The organism is Pseudomonas alloputida, assembly GCF_021283545.2.
Taxonomy (GTDB): Bacteria; Pseudomonadota; Gammaproteobacteria; order Pseudomonadales; family Pseudomonadaceae; genus Aquipseudomonas; species Aquipseudomonas alloputida.
Genome location: NZ_CP128540.1, coordinates 3,010,089 through 3,029,286, shown reverse-complemented (window position 1 = coordinate 3,029,286; position 19,198 = coordinate 3,010,089). Strand labels below are relative to the sequence as shown.

Sequence of the window (19,198 nt, the reverse complement as noted above, 5' to 3'; positions counted from 1 at the left end):
TCATTGTAAGGAACTAACGCATGAGAATCACCGGTCAGTGCCGATGTGGGCAAGTCACCATTGAGATCGCGGCGCAGCAATTGCCGCCGCTGTATGCCTGCCACTGCTTGAACTGCCAACGCTGGAGCGGCAGTGCTTTTGGCCTGCACATGCTGAGCGCAGCTTCAATTGTTCAGGTGTTTGGTGAAACGGCGATCTTTAAGCATGAACACCAAGGTCAGACGTCCACCCAACATGCCTGCGGTAAATGCCATACCCGGCTATTCAACGAGACTACGGCAGCGCCCGGCATGCGTGTGGTACGGGCCGGCATCCTGGAAGGCTCTGAACGTTTCGAGCCGATTGCGCATATCTGGACACGGCGCAAGCAGCCATGGCTGGCGCTGCCGAAGACTACCGCGCAATGGGAGGAGAGCCCGACGCCCGAAGCATTTGCTGCCGCGCTAGGGTAAAAGTGCTTGCCCCTGATCGTTGCGGTTGGAAATCCTCGCGGTACAGGTGATCGCGCCCGCTAAAAAGTAGGCGGGCACCATCGCCCTTAACCCTGGATTTTAAATGGTGTGTTCACCCATCGCTGCCTCCGAATCCAGCTTGCTTACCCATCCGATTGAATTTGGACACGGTGCGTGACGCAGATGCAGTTCAAGTCGCTGTTTTCTGCGGGGCGCATAGAGCTCAGGCTGCGGGGGGCTTGCTAGAACTACCCGATGAGGACATTCGGCGACCGGCGCATTTGAACGCCCTTGCCATCCAGAGGCTGTAGTGCAATGCGTCCTAAAGGGAGCGGTCTTCGTTTCGTGATAAGTGGCCCAATGCCTAGACGAGCATCAGACCACACCGGTGGTGGCGTCAGGAGCGATCGTCATCCAGCAACGCTACAGCTCGGACGAAGCCTGCGGACGCATGCCTGATTTTGTAGGGGAAGCATGAGATCCAGAACCCAGATGAAGGGAGTTGCTCCAGGTTCGCCAGCTTTTCCATTTGACCGTAGCCTATGTCACGACCGGCTTTGTGGCCCTCCCAGACAATTGATGCATCCCCAGTCTGTGCGAAGCGCTCGCGGGTAAACTTGAAGGGCGCATCCCAACTCCATGCGTCCGTACCAACGACCCGAACCCCTTTTTCAAGGAGGTATAGAGTGGCATTGCGCCCCATCCCAACACCCGCATCGAGATAGCCAGGCTGCCCAAAAAGGCTTCCGGCGCGGGTATTGATCACTACGATTTCCAGTGGCTGAATCTCGTGATCGATGCGCCTCAATTCAGCCTCTACATCGGCAACGCTCACGACATACCCGTCTGGCAAGTGGCGAAAGTCCAATTTGACGCCTGGCTTCAAGCACCACTCCAGAAGCAGCTCATCGATCCCGTAGGCGGGCTTTCCACCATCCGTTGTCGAGGCATAGTGCCAAGGCGCATCCATGTGCGTACCGCTGTGCGTGGTGATACTTAGCCGTTCTGCTGCCCACGACTCGTTTCCAGGCAAATCTTCCTTGCGAAGCCCTGGGAACATCGCGGCCACCTCTGGCCACCCCTGCTGATGATCCATGTAGTCAATCTTGGGCAGTAGGGGTGGAGGATCCGTATAGGGGTTGTTGTCCAGGCTGACCGAGAGGTCGAGCATGCGAAATTTAGCCAAGTTCATGAGTAGTAATCCCTACTTCCGTGCTCTTGGGGCGAGTGAAGGGTGGGTACTTGCCGAGTGCGTTCCGAATCAGCTGGGCAGCCGAGCGATCATTCCGAAAGCCGAATTCGCGGGCGCGTGTGGCGCGCAGAGGAGGCAGGCTCCCGAACAGCGCCTCAAGCTGGGGGTCTGGATTGAACCGGATGTTTTTACTGTTCTCAGCGCCGAATCGCGATGCAAGAGCCTCAAGGATTTCACTTATGGAGAGCTGCAGAACTGGCAGTTGCCAGATTCGATTCCCCTGAGACTCGCTCAATTCTGCAGCACGGATAAGGTTGTCCACACAGCAGCTTGCCGACATCCACCAGCAGGTTGCTTTAGGTGAAACCGGGCACTCATAGGCTTCGCCAGCCGCATAGGCATGCAGCAAGTCGCTCATGAAGGCGGACTTCAACCCGTTCGGCTCCTGCGGGCGGGCCACGATCCCAGGCAGGCGGACAACGCGTCCGTCCAGCTCACCCCGGCGCACCAGATCTTCGATGCCGATTTCGACCATCCGCTTGTGTGCCGCATAGGACAGTTGCGGATGCGCAGGTTGAGACTCATCCATACGAGCCGGTAAATCCCCTCCATAGACCGCAACGCTGCTCGCATAGACCAGGACAGGAGGGCGCTGGCGGTTTCGGAGTTGCTGGAGCAATTCCAGGCTGGCTTGCAGATTGACCTGGTAGCCGAGATCGTAGTTGGCCTCTGCTGCACCGCCTGGAATGCTGACCAGGTGGAAAACAACATCGATGCCATCCGCTAGTACTCGCCGCAGAAGCGCAGGATTGGTGATGCTCCCTTCATGCCGGCGAAGACGGCTATCGTCAGGAAGGCCATCGGTAGTCTGGTCTACGGCAAGAATGGCTTCGATCTTTTGTCCGCGCAGTTGGCCTTGCTGCAGCAAGCGCTCGACGAGCTCGCGACCGACGAAGCCATTAGCTCCGCTGATCATTACACGCATGGCGCACCTCCTTGCACAATTCGCTGGTCGATCGGCCCGAAGAGTGCGCTACCGTCGGCGCCCTTCGCCTCCATTCGGACACGATCTCCGAAGCGCATAAACGGAGTGATGGGTGCACCGTTAGCAATGGTTTCAATCGCTCGACGCTCAGCGATACACGCTGACCCTACGGAGCGATCGTTGTTGGAGACAGTACCTGACCCTACAAGGGTGCCAGCGCTCAGACGGCGGGTGCGCGCAGCATGAGCAATCAGCTGGTGGAAGCCGAAGTGCATTTCACCCCCGTGCGGGTGTCCGAACCATTCACCATTCCACTCCACGTTCAGAGGCAGATGCACCCGACCATCTCCCCAAGCATCACCCAGTTCGTCTGGAGTCACGGCTACAGGCGCGAAGCTGCTGGAGGGTTTGGCCTGGAGAAAACCAAAACCTGTTTTCATTTCGCGTGGGCCGAGGGCACGCAAGCTGACGTCGTTCAACTGAAGCACTAAGCGGACATGGCGCAACGCCTCGTCTGCAGGGCATCCCATGGGAACATCGTCCAGCAGCACCGCAAACTCACCCTCGAAATCGATGCCGTCCGCTTCAGAGGGAAGCGCAACGTCTTCATTCGGGCCCAGGAAGTCGTCACCCGCACCCTGGTAGATCAACGGAATGGTGTCGGCGTTCTCGATCGGCTCCAGGTTAAATGCTTTCTGCATCAACTTGCCGTGGGTCAGGAAGCACGAACCATCTAACCACTGCCATGCCCTGGGCAGGGGAGCCATCAGTTGATCAAACGTGAGCACGAACGCGTCGGCAGCGTCACCAGAATTCAGCTGGTGGTACAGGGACGCCAGGTGCGCTTCAACATTCGCCCAATTCTCCAGTGCCGCCTGCATTGTGGGCGCTGCCTGCCCTGCGATAACTGCATGCTGCAGATCTCGGGAAACTACAATCAGCGTCCCGTCCCGGGTATCGTCGTTGAGCGTAGCGAGCTTCATCCCAGCAGCTCCTGCAGTTCAGGTGCGTAACGTCCGTCAAGCAGGATGAAGACCATCCGCGACATCTGTTCAGTACGGTTGCTCCAGGCGTGATTGGTGCCGCGCTGGACAACGATGTCACCTCGCTTGAGGTGCACTTCCTCTTCATCCAGCACCAGCCATACCTCGCCCTCAGTGACGATGCCGTAATCGAGCGTCTCGGTGCGGTGCATCAGCTTGTGCTTCGAGTCCGCTTTCCCGGTGCCGGCGTGAGACTCACCAATTTCTGCAAATGCAGCGGCAGCATCTTCGGCACTGACCTGGTTCTGTACGCTATCTGGCGGAATGTCCACGACGCGGATAACGCTGCCCAGCGGGCCAGGGCTCAGTTGAAGTGGCTGAGAGGTCGGGTCATCTGCGTTGTCCAGCGGCGCAGGGGTCGTCGCGCTGTTCCAGACTTCGTAGAAGACGGTGCCTGGCACTGCTTTAAGCGGGAAGTTGTTCGGCGTTGGCGCGCTGCTGGCGACCACCGCAAGGCCTTCACCATTGTGACCGGTTACCACACGCTTGAAAGTAGGAAGGGTTTGCATAGGATCTCCTTTAGTTTCCGTCACCGATGGTTGTGCCACCATCGACAATAATGTTCTGACCACTGATGAATGCGCCGCCCGGCGAGGCCAGCAGCAAGGCAACAGCAGCTACTTCCTCCGGGCGTCCAACACGGCGAAGCGGCGTCAGTGCGAGACGGCGCTGCATAACTTCGGCGTTATCGGTCAGGGGGCGAGCGAATTCGGTTTGAATCACACCGGGGCTGATCGAATTCACCCGAATGTTTTGCGGCCCCCATTCGACCGCCAGGTTGCGGGCGAGCTGCGAGAGGGCCGCTTTGGAAAGGCCATACAGACCGAGCGCTTTGTTCCCGCGCACGCCGGCAATGCTTGACATGAGAATGACGCTGCCACCGCCATGCTCAGCCATGGCGGGCAGTAATCCATTGGTGAGCCAGATAGCACTTCGCAGGTTCACGTTGAGGGTCAATTCCCAGTCTGCATCGCTCGCCGAGCTCATCGCCCCTAAGTGCGGCGCTACGCCGGCATTGCACACCAGGACGTCGATGCGCCCGTAATGCTTGATGGCCTGAGCAGCCAATGCATGCACCTCGTCTTGCTTGCTCAAATCAGCAGCAATCCCAATGGCATCAATCCCCGCATCATTCAATGTCTGGGCGACGCTAGACGTTTCGCTGTGACTTTCACTGCTCACAATTAACTTGGCGCCCGCTCGCCCAAGGGCATAGGCGATCGCAAGGCCTATTCCTCGTGTAGCACCGGTGATAAGCGCCGTTTTGGCACTAAGAGAAAAGAGTTCGTTCATACAGCACCTGTGCCTGAATAATCTGAGCGATGGGCGTCAGTCCTAGGCCGCACACATAGCGTCGCCTGCAACTGACAGCCCACCGAGCCTTTCAAAGTCGCTACGCCCACGGCACTGCCTTGTGCACTTCACTGCAAGGTGGGGTTTGAGTGTGCTTCTGCTCAGGAACAGCAACCGCTGATTTTTCAGGCGAACGCTGAGGCAGTAGGAAATAGGCCAGGGCAGGGAGGAGGATGAGGGCGCCGACCATGTTCCAGATGAACATGAAGGCAAGCAGCACACCCATGTCGGCCTGGAACTTGATCGGAGAGAAGATCCAGGTACCCACACCGATTGCCAGGGTCACCCCCGTCAGCATCACGACCTTCCCTGTGAAGAGCAGTGCTTGGTAGTAGGCTCGGGACAAGCTGGCGCCTTGACGCAGTTGCGCCAGGACGATGCTCATCACATACAGTGCGTAATCGACACCGATGCCGACGCCCAGGGCGATGACGGGGAGGGTGGAGACCTTGACCCCGATCCCCAGTGCCACCATCAAGGCCTCACAAAGAATGGAGGTGAGTACAAGCGGAAGAACTGCGCAAACCACGGCCCTCCAGGAGCGGAATGTCACCAGGCACAGCAAAGTGACCGCGCCGTACACCCACCAGAGCATGTCATGGTTGGCCTTCTTCACAACGATGTTGGTCGCCGCTTCGATCCCTGCACTCCCAGCAGCCATCAGGAATGTCGCGTCCTCCGAGGAGTTGGCCAGGGAGAAGCGCTCCACATTCGAAACCACGTCGGTGAGGGTGTCAGCCTTGTGGTCTTTGAGGTAGGCAAAGACTGTCAGGAGGCTGCAATCATCGTTGTACAAGCCGCGAGGAGCGCCCGCAGTGACCATGTTCAAGGTCGCTTGGTTGTTCACCAGCTCGTACCATTTCGGGTTGCCTTCCGAGAGGCCAACCAGCACACGCCGATTGAGCAGCGCCAACGAGTTTGTCGAATCTACGCCTTCAAGCCCGCGCAATTGCCAATCCAAATCGTCGACTTTCTTGAGGGTGCTGAATGCCGAACATTGCCCCGGTGGAGTCTTGATCATGACCGCAAAGAGGTCACTGCTCGCACCGTAGTGTTGGGTGATGAAGAGGTTGTCCTGGTTGTATCGAGAGTCAGGTCGCAGCTCAGGTGCCCCAGCATCAAGATCGCCGACCTTCAACTGCAGGCTGATCGCGTAGCCTGCGACGGCCATTGCAGCAGCAACGATGACGCAGGCTGTTGCCCAACGTTTGCGGGTGAACAGATCAAGGAAGCGCCATACCGCATGCTTGTCCGCGCCAGACGCCTCAGCCTCTTCTGCACGCAAGCTACGCCGAGCAGCTTTAGGGCTTACGCCGATGTAAGAAAGAACAATGGGCAACAAGATCAGGTTGGTGAAGATGAGTACCGCGACACCAAGGCTCGCAATCACTGCCAAGTCTTGGATCACTTGAATCTTGATGATCATCAGAACCGCGAAACCTACGGCGTCGCACAGCAGGGCGGTCAGGCCAGCCAGGAACAGCCGACGGAACGTGAAGCGTGCAGCCACCAGGCGGTGCATCCCGCGCCCGATGTCTTGCATGATGCCGTTCATTTTCTGCGCGCCATGGCTCATACCGATGGCGAATACAAGAAACGGTACCAACACCGAGTAGGGGTCGAGCTCGTACCCCAGCATCGGAAGCAGACCCAACTGCCATACCACGGCAACCAGCGAACACATGACCACCAGAAAGGTGCTGCGCACGCAGCGGGTGTACCAATAGAGCACTGCAGCGGTGATCAGGATGGCCACGCCGAAGAACACCAGGATCTGCTTCAAACCATCGATCAAATCACCCACGACCTTTGCAAAGCCCGTGATGTGAATCTCAACACCCTGAGACTGGTATTTGGCACGCAGCTGCTCAAGCTCATGAGCAAAGCTGGTGTAGTCCAGTGGCTGACCATCCGGCGTCTGCGCCAGCAGCGGAACATAGACAATGCTGGATCGCTGATCGAAGGCAACCAACTGGCCAATTTCGTTCGAGCGTTCAACGTTTCGTTTCAGCGCCTCCAAGCTCTTGGGCTCACCATCGTAGCCATCAGGGATAACTGGCCCACCTTCGAGACCTTCCTCTGTTACCCCCGTCCAGCGCGTAGACGGTGTCCACAAGGACTTCATGGCAGCGCGGTCGACACCCGGGAGCAGGTAGACCTCATCACTGATCTGCTCAAGGACTTTGAGGTATGTCTTGTCGTAGATGCTGCCCTGGGGATTGGCAACTGCGATGCGCACGGCATTACCCAGGCCCTTGAGTTCGTCGCGGTGCTCCAGGTAATTGACGATGAACGGATGCTCGCGCGGGATCATCTTCTCGAAGCTGGCGTTCAGCGTCAGGCGCGTGGCCTGCCAGCCCAGGAGCAGAGTAGCGGCAATGCAGAGCAACAGTACCAAAGCACGATTGTTGAACAGCGCGCGCTCCAGCAGGGAACCTGAGGCACTATTGAAGTCTTCGAGATTGCCCGAAGGGGGAGCGGAGGAGGTTGGTACATGCATGGCTTAATCCGCGATTTTGGAGAGGGAAGAAGGCGCAACACGTTGTGCTCCGGCTACACCCACAGCAACCAGGTTGCCGTCGGGCGTGGCTGTCACAGCACTGAGCGGAAGTCCTTCAGATACAGCGATGGGTTCAAGCTTCAAATCCTTGAGGCCGCCTTTCAGAACCATGCCGGTCTGATTGGTCAGGAGCAGCTGCTCACCCTCAACGCGAATGGCGTTAAGAGATGCCGGAGCAGGGGTATCGATCGCGTTGAAAGTGGCCCCGTCATCGTCAGAAGAGAAAAGCTTGCCTCGCAGGCCTCCGACGAGAAGTCGTCCGCTGGGCAGAATCGCGGCTGCGAAGTAGCTCCCATCGTAGGAGCCTTGGAGTGCACTGAAGCTGGCGCCGCCATCCGTAGAGCGGAGCAGAAGGCCCTGCTCTCCAGCGATCAGAATCTCGTCGTGGTGGCGAGCCATCGCGTAGTAATGCAATCCACGAGGATTCGGGAGATCCCCCATCTTGGACTGCCAGGTTTTCCCTCCGTCACGGGTAAGCAACGCAAGCCCGTAAGCGCCGACAACGATCCCGTTGTGGGCATCGCTGAAGTTGATCGCCAGAAGGGGCTTGTCAGCGCCATCCGCCGACAAACGCTGAGCGGAGGCAAGGCGCTTGGCGTCTCCAGAATGCTCAGCGGCCTGGAGCTCGATCGCTGCAGCCTGCGTGCCGTCCAGCTGTACTTGCCAGCTCGCCCCAGCGTCCGCGCTATGCAGCACAACGCCGGAGTGACCAACGGCCCAACCATTGGAAGAGTCCACGAACTGCACGCTGGTCAGCGTAGTGCTCACAGGACTTGGAGCTTGCCGCCAGCTCAGGCCGTTATCATCAGACAGCAGTACAACGCCGCGCTCGCCCACGGCAACCAAACGAGCGCCGGCGTGATCGATGTCCAGTAGCACTGCATGCAATGCTTGAGGCCCGAGCACTGAGGCTTGGGAGAGTCCATCATTGGCCCCGGCTGGCGCGACCATCGTGAGTGAGCAGCTTGCAAGCAAGAGCATTCCTGAGACTATCTTTTTCATCTCGTAAAACCTTTCTTGTTCTTATAAGAAGCAGGCGGGGCAAGCGCCCCGCCAGCATCAACGAACTCCTTCGCCCGCCATTGCGTCAGCGGTGAAAACCGAGTCCTTGTATGGCGGCACGATGCGGTACTGCTCGTTCTTGCCTGCGTAAACGTCGCCCACGAACCAGGATCCGGAGAGCAGGTCGTAGAAGCCGTTGGTCAACGAGGTGACGCCTGGGAGGTCAGGCAGGACAACCGGGGAAGTCCACACCACCTTTGCGAGTTGACCACGAGCGTCGTATCGATCACCCAGGACAGCAGTCCAGGTATCTTCATCGAGGTAGTAGGTGCTCTTCGGCATGACGTGGCGCGCGCCGCTTTTCAAGGTCGCTTCAACTACCCAGACGCGGTGGAGCTCCCAACGCACGGCATCAGCTTTCATGTGGTGCGCATCGAGCAGGGCCTCTGGGGACGATGCGGTGAACACCCGGTTCGAGTTGTACGGGATGTACATCTCTTTCTTGCCGACGAGCTTCCAGTCGAAACGGTCAATTCGGCCGTTGAAGACGTACACCTCGTCAAAGCTCATGACGCCAGCAGTGGCTGGGGTAGGGGTGTCGCAGCAGGCATTAGGCAGGCGGCGAACGCGTCGTTGGCCAGGCAGGTAAGTCCAGGCGGCGGAGTTATCGGCATTCAGGTTTTCAAGGCCAGTGATGGCTTCACCGGCGCGCAGTGGAGGGCCATCGTTGGTCATGCGAATCGACCAGAAAACACCTTTCTCCGGACTGAAACCTGGCAGGTACCAAGGCATCTGCAGATCAGCTCGCGAATCGTTGGTCAGCACGTGCTTCCCATCGGCAGTGGTCAGATACTGCGTGAAGCTGGAGTGCCAGGAGGCTCCGCGCCAACGCAGCAGATGGTTCCAGATAGCCTCTGCACCGTTCTGAGGAATTGGGAATGGAATGCCGCCTGCCGCACCCTGAGGCATTGGCCCGGAAGCACCATCCACCAGCTTGCCACTAGTCGCGTTAGCGAAGGTCGCGTCGTAGACCGATTGCGGTGCTGCAGCACTGCGGTGCGTTGGGTAGACGACAACCTTGTAGGAGTCTGGGTACTTTTTCAGCATCGCCTGGATGCCTGGGGTCAACTTGTCTGCGTACTGAGCCATATTCTGGGCAGTAATGGTCAACACAGGCTGATCGCCGGCATACGGATCGCCTCGCTTACCGCCGTCCTTGTAGGCAGCATCGACTTTGGTGAGACCGCCAGTCCAAGCAGGGATGCTGCCATCCGCATTGCCCGCGCGTTCTCCCCCAAGGGGCGTCAGTGTCGATTTCAGTGTGGCCGCTTGGTCAGCCGAAACCGCAGCCATCGACGCATGGGAGAAGAGCAGCGCAGCACTCAAGGCAGTAAGAGCAGCAAGAAACTTTTTATTGTGGTTCATCGAGACATCCTCGGTCAGAAGGTGCGACTGACAGTAAAGGCGATGAAATCGCGGTCTTTTAGCGGCTGTTCAAAGGTGTAGTGGTTGTTTTCGTCCAGGAAAGTGTTTTCTGGGCCGTAGTAATGGGTGTACGTCAAACCCAGGTTCCAGGTGTTCAGGTAGTTGCCCTTGATGCCGATGTTGATATCGCCACCATGGTCAGCGCCAAAGCCGGTACCCAAGGCCCCGGAGGCGCCATTGGTGTAGCTGAAGCCAACAGGCACAGAGACATCCAGGCCTGACAGGAATTGGCGATACATGGGCTCGTACACCACGCGCAGGCTTGTCGCATCGCGATCGGCATTCGGGTCAAATGCGTCCTTGTTTTTGGTGACGCTCATGACCCTGTTCCAGGCGATTTCACCGAGGAACGTCGCCTCTTGAGAAATGAAGTTAGGCTCCATGCTCGACAGCCACGAGATGTTGGCGTGCAGCGTCCGCCCAGTTGCATACAGCGGGTCGGAGTCGTTGTTGATCGCTTCGCCAACTGCCAGCGTGCGCTGACTGGTGGAGGCCAACGGCTGATTCCAGCGAGTGGAAAGCTCACCAGCAATGTTGTAGTTGCCAAGGGTCGTGGAGAAGCTCGCACCGAAGGCTTCAATACCCTCTGGATAAACCCAGTAGTACTCACCCGCTTTGCCTGACTGCGGGTTGAGGTTGGCGAAGTCTGGGCGAACGTTCAGTTGCGGACTCTTGTCGTGGAATCGAATGGCATAAAGGCCCCAGTCCACCGACTCGGTTCTCCAGCGAAGCTGAATACCGCCTTGCCCGGAGTCCTTAGCCTCCTTGTCGTTCCCATGGTAGAAGGCCAGTGGCTGAGCACCAGGGAACAGGGGCGCGCCAATGAACATGCGCTCATTGCCGTCGCCAAAGTTGTCGGAGCTGGAGAAATAGCTTCCTGCGCCAGGCAGGCGGTTCGCTTCCCACTCGAATTGGTAGTAAGCGCCAATGGACACATCTGGCGTCAGCTGGAGCTGCCCGGATATCTGCTGAACAGGACGGATCAGCTCTTTGAATTGGGTGTTCGGTACCGAAAGACCCTTCACAACGTCAATTGGCGCCATGCCGCCGGCGATACCGTTCATGCCGTAGAAGAGGCTCTCGCCCCATTGCATGGCGTACTGACCGACACGCCCAGTTACTGGCATGTCGCCTATTTCAGTTTTGCCGAAGATGAATGCATCGAGCAGCTCACCTTTACGCCCGTGCAGAGTACGGGTGTCGTCGGTGAAAGCGTCATACCTTACTGAATAGCTGTTCGAGCGCGTGGGGTCGTTATTGTCATTGCCCTGGTTGTAGACATCGTCATACCAAGCAGCGCCACTCACACGTGCGCCGAAATTTTGGTAGGTGATATCCATCTCAGACAGGAGATCAAGGCGATTGGAGATCAGGCCTTTGTTGAAGTTGCGATCACCGTCATCCTGGTTCAACGCGGTTTGACCTTCAGTCAGCTTGTCGCTCTGACTCTTGGTACGCCAGGCTGCACTGTATTTCAGGGTATTGTCCCAACGCACCCGAAGATCGGGGTTGCCAGTTTCAATTTCAAACGCATGTACATCAGGAAGACCAGCCGTAATTGCGAGGAAAGATGTGGCCAGTGCGAGCGGCTTGAGGGGCGGTAATTTTTTCTGGGGCGAGCGATTGCAAGACAGCATTTAAGTCACCTCATTATTGTTCTTGTTTGTCAGTGTTGGCTTTGAGTCAGGTGCATCAGGTTGCGACCTGATGCACCCCAGAATTCATACCGGTTGCGCTGTGACCTCAAGCATCTGCTTCACCAAAGCAATGCGGTCGAAGTCGCGGTCTTTTTGAATCTCTTTTTCGCCGGCAAACAACGATCGCTCGCTGATGTATTTGCAGCGCTCAAAACGGCGAGCCATGAATCGATCCAACTGTTCCGCCAGCGTGCCACCGGAGGTCAGCTCCTCGCTGAGGACGATGGCGTCTTCGATCGCCATGCCGGCACCTTGGCCGAGGTGAGGAGTGGTGGCATGCGCGGCATCACCAATCAGCAGGATGCGGCCGGCGAACCACTGCTCATCAACGAAGACGGCTTCGAGCGGCTTGTAGACGACCTGGGTGTTGTCGGTGATCTGTTCACGCAGTTGTTCGATCAGCCCACCAAAGCCTTCCAGGCGCTTACGCAGCTCTTGGGCAAGATGGTTCTCGTCCATCCAAGGATTGCCTGGCTCATGGGAGGTGGTGAACAGGTACATCAGGTCATCTGCCAGTGGGACAAGACCCGCGTTGCCGAAGGGGCCCTGGTAGTTGGCCAGGTGATCGATCTCTGGAGACCGAGGGAAGTTGTAACGCCAAACAGCTTGGCCCGTGAACTTCGGACGGTATTTGTCACCGAAAACCAGAGTTCGTACTTTGGAGTAGAGGCCATCAGCACCCACAACCAGCGAGTAGCTACCCTTGGTGCCGTCGGTCATGACCACGTCGATGCTGTTTGCGTTCTGTTCGTAACTTTCAATCGACAGGCCCAGGCGTACTTGGGTACCAAGCTCGATGGCGGTTTCGCTCAGCACCTTGTGTAGCGCGCGACGCGAGATTCCAACGTTGGCTGGGTATTGAGGCCCGGCGAGGCGCTGGCCTGGAATGCGAACCAGGGGCACGCCGTCGGTGTTGTAGATTCCGACATCTTCGAATGCATACGCGGCGTCAAGGTAGGCATCAAGCAATCCCAGCTTGGCCATCTCGCGTACCACGTTGCTTTGCTGAATGATGCCGACACCGTAGACAGTCCATTCGGTTTTGATCTCGACCAGGTCGACCGCGATCCCTTTACGGCGCAGCGCAATAGCTGCGCACAGGCCACCGATACCACCACCAACGATCAGGACTTTTTCGATATTCATGAAAGTACTCACGTGTTGTTCTTGTTTGGCTCAGCCTTTACAGAGGCGGCCTTTTTCGTGGTTAGGCTGAGTTTCCCCAGAGACGACCGATTTGACTAATCGAGTCCTCAGATGCGACCTATCGCGCTGCGCGATACCTCGATAGGCTGACCAAGGCTGTCGATCGAAAGGCGAACCAGCTCGTCCTCACACTTGAACTCAAGCGCTGTTAAAAACTTCCCCAGGCATGGGCCGTAAACGCAAAGCCCTGTGTCCGGCATGAACTGCGCTCCATGCGCGTAACAGATGACCCGCTCCCCATTGGCTGAAAGAAACCGATCCTTTCGGTACTCCAAAGGCACATCCAGGTGAGGGCAGCTGTTGCGATAGATGCGCACCTCTCCCTGATGCTTCAGAGCAAACACAGTCGCGCGCCCAGACTCGAACGGATCGAAACCCAGGGCGGTGCCTTCTTGCAGTTGCTGGAGCGGGCAAAGCACCACGCTACGATCCATGGCTCACTCCTGCTTCGGAGGTGGCCCACCTGGTGCCCATTTGTCGCGGGAGCTAAAGAGGAAGAGCTGAGAGTTATCAGCGGACATCGGAGCATGGCGGGCAGCCCAGGCGTCATCGTGCTTGTCCATATCGGCGTCGTATTCGATATGGCAGCCCAGAGGGCTGTTGAAGTACCAGAACCAGTTGGAGCCGAAGAGGTGGCGGCCCGGGCCCCAGAAGCTTGTCCAGCCTTTCTGCTGCAGGCGATAACCAGCCAGGAGCACTTCTGTGCCGCTGCCCATGTGGAAGGTGAAGTGTTCACAGCCTTGCATGTGAGGCGGCGTCTGGATCATGAACAGGCAGTGGTGGTCATCCATGCCGTTCGTGCGCATGAAGGGGCCAACGCCGATGAAGCTGTCAGTGGTCACGAAGCCCAGGCGATCTCGGTAGAACGCTTCACCTTTAGCCACATCGGGAACGAAGTACACCACGTGGGAAAGTGACCGGGGCAGGGCGACCATGTCGGGAGTGATGCCCAGCTGGTTCATCGGGCGTTGCGGTTCACTGCCAGGCGCATTGGTGAGGTCGGCAGGCGCGCTGAACGGACGGCGGCAGGTAACCTGGAAAGCGATGGCAAAGCCAAGGTCATCGACAGTGTGAAGGGCGCCAGCAGCATCCCGATGCACCTCGCGATCTCGGCTCAGCTCATCTTCGATCGCGGCCAGATCGGCAGTGCTTTCTACGCCATAGACCGTCTCCCTGAGGGAAGGAGCCGGGCCCATCGCAGGAGGGAGGGATGAGTCATCGGGCTGACGGATGATGATGGCGGTTCCGTCCAGGGCCTCGAAACGGCCACCTTCGGCGTCCAGGTGAACTGGCTTCAGTCCGTAATCACGTAGGCAATCAGCGCAAGCTTGTAAATCGTCGACGCCAAAAACCAAGGCATCAAGTCCAAGGATCTTCATGGAAACCACTCCGTTGAAATTATGATCCGGCAGCTGGGCCGGTGGTGGTCTCTGCGGTAGGCATGCCGCATGACGCGATTGAGAGTGCGGTCAGGTTTTTGAACTGACTAATCGCAACTTGGGATGCCTACCATCTGCGAACTCGATACATGGTCGCAAAGCAAGGAAATCCGGGAGTGGGGCGGTGGTGTAACAAACGGCCTCTTGACGTATCGATTATGGCGGACGAAGGTATTTCAAAAATAACTACAATCACAAGGATGCATCGCAATGCGATTCCACCACTTGGATTTGAATCTGCTCGTGGCCCTGGACGTGCTCCTGGACGAGCAAAACATTACCCGTGCTGCCGAACGCCTTCACATGACCCAGTCCGCCACAAGCGGCGTACTGGGTAGGCTTAGAAAATACTTCGGGGATGACTTGCTTGTGCAGGTAGGCCGCACCATGCAGCCGACCGCCTATGCGCTTGAGCTGGCAATCCCCGTCCGTGAAGTACTGCTGACCATCAGCTCCTCTATCACTGCGAAACCTGTTTTTGATCCCTCTACCAGCAAGCGACACTTCCGTTTGGTCATGTCGGATTACCTGATTAGTGTTCTCTTCTCGCGGGTGATTCAACGCATTCATCAGGAAGCCCCAGGGATCACCTTCGAGATGTACGCGCCAGGGGAGCAGTCGGTGGAGATGGCCAGTCGCGGCGAGATCGACCTCATGTTTGTTCCAGAGCGGTACTGCATCGACGGGCATCCCTCGCAGCTGCTGTTTGAAGAGGAGCACGTGTGCGTCGTCTGGAACCAAAACCCGCTGGTAGGCGAGACCCTGACCTTGGAAAAATACATGGAAATGGGCCACGTATCTGTCGGTTTCGGCCGCACTCGCCAGTTGAGCATCGAAGAGTGGTTCGTGAACCAGTACGGTTTCAAACGCCGGCTTGAGGTGATCACGAACGACTTCAACACGCTACCTCAGTTGCTGGTCGGCACTCATCGCATTGCCACGATGCATCGCAGGTTGGCGGAGCTTTATTCGCAATATCTGCCGTTGCGTATTCTCCCGCCACCGGTGGAGCTCCCGGTGATGAAGGAGATCATGCAGTGGCATCGCAGCATGGACAGTGATCCCATGCATCGTTGGCTGAGAGAGGCAGTCCGAGCGTCAATCCTGGCACTGGATCAAGCTTCAGCGCCCGAGCCGGCCGCAGTTCCTGAAGCTGCGCACTGACTAACAAACCGGAAACGGCGTGGTTTTCAATGCAGGCATCGCGTTTCGCGATACCTTGCATCCCCACTCGCGATTGGCCAAAACGGAGCCTGCTCAATAACGTCCTTCTCTGATCGTGCCTGGTGTACTTCCCAGCCCCGGGTTCACCTTCCGACTGAAAAGGAAAATAAGAAATGTTCCGCTACTTCCCCACCAATTACGTTTGGAACCTGTCTGTCGACCTCGCCATCGAGATGGGCGCTCGCATGGGTGAGATCGAGGAAATGTGTGCGCCGTTGCAAGAGGCTGCGAAGCAGCCAGACGCAGCCGGCACCGCAGCATTTCGTGAAACCTGGTCAAAAATGGCAGACAAGCTCTGCGGCCTGGCTGAAGAAGATGAGGCTGCAGGCCGCTTGCTGTCGGCGGGCGAGAAGTACAACCGGGCTGCCACCTACTACCTGACCTGCGAGCGCCTGCAAGCACACGGAGCTCCAGGGCGCGAGGCTCTCTACAAGCAGTTCGTGAGCACCTTCGCACGTGGTATTTCCCTATCCAAAGAAAACTGCGAGCGTGTAGAGATTCCATACGAGGGGAAAGTCCTCTCCGGGCTCTTCGTGCGCGCTGAAGGCGTGAACGGCCCGGCCCCGGTTCTGCTGCAGGTCAACGGCTTGGACTCGACCAAGGAAATGAAGTACCGCGTGGGCTTGCCGGCCTGGCTCGCCAAGCGGGGCGTGTCTTCGCTGCTCATTGACCAACCTGGCACTGGTGAGGCCCTCCGCCTGCATGACCTCACCGCCCGCTTCGACAGTGAGCACTGGGCGAGCCGGGTGGTCGATTGGCTGGAAACCCATCCTGAAGTCGACTCCAAGCGCATCGGCATGGAAGGTGTCTCGCTGGGAGGCTACTACTGCCCAAGAGCGGTGGCATTTGAACCTCGATTCGCGTGCGGCGTAGTCTGGGGTGCAAACCACGATTGGCGTGATGTTCAGAAGCGTCGCCTAGAGAAAGAAGGCAGCCTGCCCGTTCCTCATTACTGGGCACATGTTTGCTGGGTATGGGGCGCCAAGGATATCGAGGACTTCATGCCAATCTCCGAGAAGGTTCACCTCGACGGGATCCTGGATCGCATCAAAGTGCCGTTCCTGGTCACCCATGGCGAGAAGGACTCTCAGATTCCGCTGAAGTGGGCTCATCGCACCTACGAACAACTGATCAACAGCCCTAAGCGCGAGCTGAAGATCTTCACCGATCGTGAGGGTGGGGTGCAGCACTCCAGCTTCGACAACAGCATCAACGCGGGCCAGTACATTGCGGATTGGGTCGCCGAGACGCTCGGTGGCCGCACCTCCTGAGGCATTTGCTGGCTTGAAGGGTGGGGTGGCTACGGCCACCCTTCTTTGGCTTTCTAATAAACCGTTTGAAGCCCTGAGTAGGTGTAGGAAACTCATAGACGAGCTGGCGCGGAAGGACTCCGAAGAAGTACTGACTGCCGGCGCCACCGCCCAAATACAGAGCTGCTCACGGCGCCTTGTCCTAACTCACCAACAACCATGACCGCAGGGCAAGAACAGTTGCGCAGGCTCCCCCTTGAGCAGCGCGCTGACCTGGCGCAAGAGGGTAAGCGTACGGGGAATACGCCTTGCGTAGATCAGCCAGGCATCCTGGGAAATTGCACCTCTCTTGACCAAGCGTTTGCATTGCACTTGACCACCTGTTGGCATCGGATTTGACCAGCCAATTGCATTGGATCTGACCACTCAAAGCACGGCGTAACTGAATAGCTACAAAAACGATGTGGGCGGCATCATCTGCGGCGTGCCATCAATGATGCACATCCAGCCCCAGGTTTTGAGTGCTGGCGTCTTGTTGAACTCTTTCACCAAATCGGCGGCGATCTGCCCTATGTCGATCTGCAGTGCGAACTGCGGCCGCATCGCGTGCATAACATCTACCCCCACATCGCCGGCCAGAAGTTCGCACATCAGTCTGGTGCGTAGCTTCCAAGGAGTTCTTTCCGCGTCGTTCCGGATGCTGAAAGACCATGGTGTCCAGATGGGCCGACGCGCGGCAGTTGGTCGAAGAACGCCAGTGAGCCTGCGCCCAGGGTTGCCGTGAAGGCAGCCGGCAAGCTGAACTTCACCACAACCGACCAATCAGTCTGCTGGGCCATCAGCCCGAGCTTAAAAAGATTGTTGGCGAAGTGCACCACGGCGGTGGCCGCAATAGCGAGCTGCAAGGGGAAGAAAAGGGCAAATACTGGCATCAGCGCTGTCCCTTGACCGAAGCCAGAGAGCAACGTCAGCCCTGAAGCCAGCAGTGCCGCAAAGCCGATCAGAATGAGTTCCATGATGGTCGACCTCAATTATCGATTTACGCTATCGTACATCGATAATTTCATCCAACCCTGTCACAGATCAAGTAATGACCATGACTGAGATCACCAAGACTGACCGTAGCCCTTGGGCTGTTTTTTTGATCTTCCTCTGCTTGGGGCTCACCTCCTTCGGCGGCCCAATCGCACACCTGGGCTATTTCCGCGATGAGTTCGTGGTGCGTCGACAATGGTTGAGCGAGCGCAGCTATGCGGATCTTGTCGCCCTTTGCCAGTTTCTGCCAGGGCCGGCCAGCAGCCAGGTCGGTATCGCGCTCGGTCTGTCGCGCTCTGGCTATCGCGGCGCGCTGGCCGCGTGGCTGGGCTTCACCTTGCCCTCCGCAATTGCCCTGATCCTCTTCGCACTCGGCATCGCCAGTTATGGTGATGCCATGCCTGCTGGCGTGCTGCACGGTTTGAAGGTGGTGGCCGTGGCAGTGGTCGCCCAGGCGGTCTGGGGCATGGCGCGCAATCTGTGTCCCGATGCACCGCGTATTTCCATCATGGCGGCGGCGACCTGCTTCGTGCTGCTCATACCCTCTGCCTGGGGGCAAGTGAGTGTCATCATCCTTGCAGCCATCGTCGGCCTGCTGCTGTTCAAACCGCAACAGGGAGAGGCCCATGATCCACTGCCGATCAGCGTGCGGCGTCGCGTTGGCCTGTTCTGGCTGGCGCTGTTCTTTGCTCTTCTGCTGGGGCTGCCGTTGCTAGCAGCTGTGTTCCCGAATCAGACATTGGCGATGGTGGATGCCTTCTACCGCGCCGGCTCGCTGGTATTCGGTGGCGGGCATGTCGTGCTGCCGCTGTTGCAAGCTGAGGTCGTACCAACAGGCTGGGTCGACAATGATGCATTCCTCGCGGGCTATGGTGCGGCGCAGGCCGTGCCGGGGCCTCTGTTCACCTTTGCAGCCTTTCTCGGCGCCTCGATGAACCAAGCACCAACTGGCTGGCTTGGCGGCCTGATCTGCCTTCTGGCGATCTTTGCGCCGTCTTTCCTGCTGGTGGTGGGTGCCCTGCCGTTCTGGGAACACCTGCGCCGTAACCTGCGCACGCAGGCTGCACTGCTCGGCATCAATGCGGCCGTGGTCGGCCTGCTGCTGGCTGCTCTCTACCAGCCCGTGTGGACGAGTGCGATTCATGGCCCGCAAGACTTCGGCCTGGCCCTTGTGGCACTGGTGGCGTTGATGTTCTGGAAGCTGCCGCCGTGGCTGGTCGTGCTGGGCAGCGGTATCCTAGGCGGGCTGTTGAGCATTGCCCTGTGAGAGGCGGC

18 protein-coding genes are annotated in these 19,198 nt (G+C 58.0%); 4 read left to right on the top strand and 14 right to left on the bottom strand.

Annotation, left to right across the window (positions count from 1 at the left end; all coding sequences use genetic code 11):
* Positions 1–20 precede the first annotated feature (20 nt).
* On the top strand, positions 21–452 hold the full coding sequence (locus LU682_RS13765) for a GFA family protein (protein ID WP_181097992.1): 432 nt from the start codon (positions 21–23) through the stop codon (positions 450–452).
* Positions 453–849: 397 nt separating this feature from the next.
* Here the strand turns inward: LU682_RS13765 and LU682_RS13760 are convergent, their stop codons facing one another.
* From LU682_RS13760 to LU682_RS13705, 12 genes are all read right to left on the bottom strand, one after another.
* Complete coding sequence (locus LU682_RS13760) at positions 850–1,644, bottom strand: cyclase family protein (RefSeq protein WP_181126922.1); 795 nt, start codon at positions 1,642–1,644, stop codon at positions 850–852.
* Positions 1,631–2,629, bottom strand: coding sequence for an NAD-dependent epimerase/dehydratase family protein (locus LU682_RS13755; RefSeq protein ID WP_181097994.1), 999 nt, complete (start codon positions 2,627–2,629; stop codon positions 1,631–1,633). Before LU682_RS13755 ends, LU682_RS13760 begins: the two co-directional genes overlap by 14 nt.
* Positions 2,620–3,612: a fumarylacetoacetate hydrolase family protein gene (locus LU682_RS13750; RefSeq protein ID WP_181097995.1), complete on the bottom strand. Its 993-nt coding sequence runs from the start codon at positions 3,610–3,612 to the stop codon at positions 2,620–2,622. Before LU682_RS13750 ends, LU682_RS13755 begins: the two co-directional genes overlap by 10 nt.
* Positions 3,609–4,181 (bottom strand): cupin domain-containing protein, encoded by a 573-nt coding sequence (locus tag LU682_RS13745; protein ID WP_181097996.1) that lies wholly within the window; start codon positions 4,179–4,181, stop codon positions 3,609–3,611. The genes LU682_RS13750 and LU682_RS13745 overlap by 4 nt, the downstream gene beginning before the upstream one ends.
* Positions 4,182–4,191: 10 nt before the next feature.
* Positions 4,192–4,965 (bottom strand): SDR family NAD(P)-dependent oxidoreductase, encoded by a 774-nt coding sequence (locus LU682_RS13740; RefSeq protein WP_181097997.1) that lies wholly within the window; start codon positions 4,963–4,965, stop codon positions 4,192–4,194.
* Between the two features lie 100 nt (positions 4,966–5,065).
* A complete protein-coding gene (locus tag LU682_RS13735) occupies positions 5,066–7,525 on the bottom strand; it encodes an efflux RND transporter permease subunit (protein ID WP_181097998.1) in 2,460 nt (819 codons plus the stop codon).
* Between the two features lie 3 nt (positions 7,526–7,528).
* Positions 7,529–8,587 (bottom strand): WD40/YVTN/BNR-like repeat-containing protein, encoded by a 1,059-nt coding sequence (locus tag LU682_RS13730; protein ID WP_181097999.1) that lies wholly within the window; start codon positions 8,585–8,587, stop codon positions 7,529–7,531.
* Positions 8,588–8,644: 57 nt separating this feature from the next.
* Positions 8,645–10,012 carry a DUF1329 domain-containing protein gene (locus tag LU682_RS13725; protein WP_182369130.1) on the bottom strand — a complete coding sequence of 456 codons (1,368 nt, stop codon included), beginning with the start codon at positions 10,010–10,012 and terminating at the stop codon, positions 8,645–8,647.
* 14 nt (positions 10,013–10,026) lie between these two features.
* Positions 10,027–11,709 carry a DUF1302 domain-containing protein gene (locus tag LU682_RS13720; RefSeq protein WP_181098000.1) on the bottom strand — a complete coding sequence of 561 codons (1,683 nt, stop codon included), beginning with the start codon at positions 11,707–11,709 and terminating at the stop codon, positions 10,027–10,029.
* A gap of 84 nt (positions 11,710–11,793) precedes the next feature.
* Positions 11,794–12,915: an FAD-dependent oxidoreductase gene (locus LU682_RS13715; RefSeq protein ID WP_181098001.1), complete on the bottom strand. Its 1,122-nt coding sequence runs from the start codon at positions 12,913–12,915 to the stop codon at positions 11,794–11,796.
* 107 nt (positions 12,916–13,022) lie between these two features.
* Positions 13,023–13,409 (bottom strand): Rieske (2Fe-2S) protein, encoded by a 387-nt coding sequence (locus LU682_RS13710; protein WP_181098002.1) that lies wholly within the window; start codon positions 13,407–13,409, stop codon positions 13,023–13,025.
* Positions 13,410–13,412: 3 nt separating this feature from the next.
* Positions 13,413–14,354 (bottom strand): VOC family protein, encoded by a 942-nt coding sequence (locus LU682_RS13705; protein ID WP_181098031.1) that lies wholly within the window; start codon positions 14,352–14,354, stop codon positions 13,413–13,415.
* 270 nt (positions 14,355–14,624) lie between these two features.
* On the opposite strand from LU682_RS13705, the gene LU682_RS13700 reads away from it, so the two are divergent.
* Positions 14,625–15,578 (top strand): LysR family transcriptional regulator, encoded by a 954-nt coding sequence (locus tag LU682_RS13700; RefSeq protein ID WP_181098003.1) that lies wholly within the window; start codon positions 14,625–14,627, stop codon positions 15,576–15,578.
* A gap of 173 nt (positions 15,579–15,751) precedes the next feature.
* Positions 15,752–16,909, top strand: coding sequence for an alpha/beta hydrolase family protein (locus tag LU682_RS13695; RefSeq protein ID WP_181098004.1), 1,158 nt, complete (start codon positions 15,752–15,754; stop codon positions 16,907–16,909).
* Between the two features lie 429 nt (positions 16,910–17,338).
* Here the strand turns inward: LU682_RS13695 and LU682_RS13690 are convergent, their stop codons facing one another.
* A complete protein-coding gene (locus LU682_RS13690; RefSeq protein ID WP_016711371.1) occupies positions 17,339–17,539 on the bottom strand; it encodes a hypothetical protein in 201 nt (66 codons plus the stop codon).
* Positions 17,539–17,904, bottom strand: coding sequence for a hypothetical protein (locus LU682_RS13685; RefSeq protein WP_013970866.1), 366 nt, complete (start codon positions 17,902–17,904; stop codon positions 17,539–17,541). Before LU682_RS13685 ends, LU682_RS13690 begins: the two co-directional genes overlap by 1 nt.
* Before the next feature lie 80 nt (positions 17,905–17,984).
* Between LU682_RS13685 and chrA the strand changes: the two genes are divergently transcribed.
* Positions 17,985–19,190 (top strand): chromate efflux transporter, encoded by a 1,206-nt coding sequence (gene chrA, locus LU682_RS13680; protein ID WP_029380191.1) that lies wholly within the window; start codon positions 17,985–17,987, stop codon positions 19,188–19,190.
* Positions 19,191–19,198: the final 8 nt, after the last annotated feature.

Excerpts from the sequence above, each read along its gene's own strand:
- LU682_RS13765 (WP_181097992.1), top strand. The coding sequence starts at position 21 with ATGAGAATCACCGGTCAGTGCCGATGTGGGCAAGTCACCATTGAGATC.
- LU682_RS13760 (WP_181126922.1), bottom strand. The coding sequence starts at position 1,644 with ATGAACTTGGCTAAATTTCGCATGCTCGACCTCTCGGTCAGCCTGGAC.
- LU682_RS13755 (WP_181097994.1), bottom strand. The coding sequence starts at position 2,629 with ATGCGTGTAATGATCAGCGGAGCTAATGGCTTCGTCGGTCGCGAGCTC.
- LU682_RS13750 (WP_181097995.1), bottom strand. The coding sequence starts at position 3,612 with ATGAAGCTCGCTACGCTCAACGACGATACCCGGGACGGGACGCTGATT.
- LU682_RS13745 (WP_181097996.1), bottom strand. The coding sequence starts at position 4,181 with ATGCAAACCCTTCCTACTTTCAAGCGTGTGGTAACCGGTCACAATGGT.
- LU682_RS13740 (WP_181097997.1), bottom strand. The coding sequence starts at position 4,965 with ATGAACGAACTCTTTTCTCTTAGTGCCAAAACGGCGCTTATCACCGGT.
- LU682_RS13735 (WP_181097998.1), bottom strand. The coding sequence starts at position 7,525 with ATGCATGTACCAACCTCCTCCGCTCCCCCTTCGGGCAATCTCGAAGAC.
- LU682_RS13730 (WP_181097999.1), bottom strand. The coding sequence starts at position 8,587 with ATGAAAAAGATAGTCTCAGGAATGCTCTTGCTTGCAAGCTGCTCACTC.
- LU682_RS13725 (WP_182369130.1), bottom strand. The coding sequence starts at position 10,012 with ATGAACCACAATAAAAAGTTTCTTGCTGCTCTTACTGCCTTGAGTGCT.
- LU682_RS13720 (WP_181098000.1), bottom strand. The coding sequence starts at position 11,709 with ATGCTGTCTTGCAATCGCTCGCCCCAGAAAAAATTACCGCCCCTCAAG.
- LU682_RS13715 (WP_181098001.1), bottom strand. The coding sequence starts at position 12,915 with ATGAATATCGAAAAAGTCCTGATCGTTGGTGGTGGTATCGGTGGCCTG.
- LU682_RS13710 (WP_181098002.1), bottom strand. The coding sequence starts at position 13,409 with ATGGATCGTAGCGTGGTGCTTTGCCCGCTCCAGCAACTGCAAGAAGGC.
- LU682_RS13705 (WP_181098031.1), bottom strand. The coding sequence starts at position 14,354 with ATGAAGATCCTTGGACTTGATGCCTTGGTTTTTGGCGTCGACGATTTA.
- LU682_RS13700 (WP_181098003.1), top strand. The coding sequence starts at position 14,625 with ATGCGATTCCACCACTTGGATTTGAATCTGCTCGTGGCCCTGGACGTG.
- LU682_RS13695 (WP_181098004.1), top strand. The coding sequence starts at position 15,752 with ATGTTCCGCTACTTCCCCACCAATTACGTTTGGAACCTGTCTGTCGAC.
- LU682_RS13690 (WP_016711371.1), bottom strand. The coding sequence starts at position 17,539 with ATGTGCGAACTTCTGGCCGGCGATGTGGGGGTAGATGTTATGCACGCG.
- LU682_RS13685 (WP_013970866.1), bottom strand. The coding sequence starts at position 17,904 with ATGGAACTCATTCTGATCGGCTTTGCGGCACTGCTGGCTTCAGGGCTG.
- chrA (WP_029380191.1), top strand. The coding sequence starts at position 17,985 with ATGACTGAGATCACCAAGACTGACCGTAGCCCTTGGGCTGTTTTTTTG.